The organism is Streptomyces glaucescens, assembly GCF_002154375.1.
Taxonomy (GTDB): domain Bacteria; phylum Actinomycetota; class Actinomycetes; order Streptomycetales; family Streptomycetaceae; genus Streptomyces; species Streptomyces glaucescens.
In genome coordinates this window covers 1-1,131 of sequence record NZ_MUND01000968.1, presented here as the reverse complement: position 1 = coordinate 1,131, position 1,131 = coordinate 1, and the positions used below count along the sequence as shown (strand labels likewise).

Sequence of the window (1,131 nt, the reverse complement as noted above, 5' to 3'; positions counted from 1 at the left end):
GGGGGGGGGGGCGGTCAGGCGTCGAAGTCGAGGGTGATCTCGGGGGTGCGCGGCCGGGCGCGGCAGACGAGGGTGTAGCCGGCGGCGCGGTCGCGTTCGTCCAGGGCGTGCTGGCGGTCGGCCGTCACCTGCCCGGACAGGACCTTCGCGCGGCAACTGCCGCACACGCCCTCGCGGCAGGCGTACGGCACGTCGGGATGGGCGCGCAGCAGCGCGTCGAGGAGGACCGGGTCGCGGGGCAGGACGGTGGCGACGCGGCGGCGTCCGTCGAGCAGGGCGGTGACCCGGGCCTGTCCCGTCCCGGGTGCCGGTGCGGCCGGCCCCGCCGTGGGTGCCGGTGCGGCCGGCTCCGGTGGCCGCTGTGCCGTCCCGCCGCTCGTGAACAGCTCCCAGCGGACGAGCGCCGGATCGGCGCCCTCCTCGGCCAGGACCCGCCGTGCGGTGCCGAGGAGCCCGGGCGGTCCGCACAGGGCGTACGCGGTGTCCGGGCCGGGGCGGGCGTCCACGGCCGCCAGCAGGTGGCGCAGCGCGGCCGCGTCGAGCCGCCCCGCGAGCGGCCCGCCCGCGCTCCCCCGGTCCTCGCGGGTCAGCACGTACAGGACGGTGAAGCGGTCGACGAACTCGTCCTTCAGCTCCGCCAGTTCATCGGCCAGCACGGCGTCGGCGGTGGTGCGGACCGAGTGGACGAGGGTGACGTGACAGGCCGGGTCGCGGCGCAGCGCGTGGGCGGCCATCGGGGCCAGCGGGGTGATGCCGGTGCCGCCCGCGAGGAGGACGTGGTGGGCGCCGGGCAGCTCCGGCAGGGCGAAGGTGCCGACGGGTGGGGAGAGTTCGAGGTGGTCGCCGGGTGCGAGGCGGGTGGCGGCGTGCGTACCGAAGCCGTCGGGGCCGCCCCGCTTGATCACCAGGCGGAGTGTCCCGGGGGCGTGCGGGGGCGGGCAGAGGGAGTAGCTGCGGCTCAGTTCGCCGTCGCCGTGGCGGTGCCGGACGACGACGTGCTGGCCGGGACGGTGGGTGAAGACCTCGCGCAGGGCGGCGGGCACGTCCAGGGTGACGGCCACCGTGTCGGCGCTCAGGGGGCGGACCTCGGTGACGCGGAGCCGGTGCCGGCGCGGTCTCTTATAATCATCT

1 protein-coding gene is annotated in these 1,131 nt (G+C 77.2%); it reads right to left on the bottom strand.

Translation table 11 applies throughout. The features are described from left to right. Positions 1 to 14: 14 nt before the first annotated feature. Positions 15 to 1,131: ferredoxin--NADP reductase (locus CCN42_RS39820; RefSeq protein ID WP_107427730.1), on the bottom strand; the 1,117-nt coding region annotated here is incomplete at its 5' end.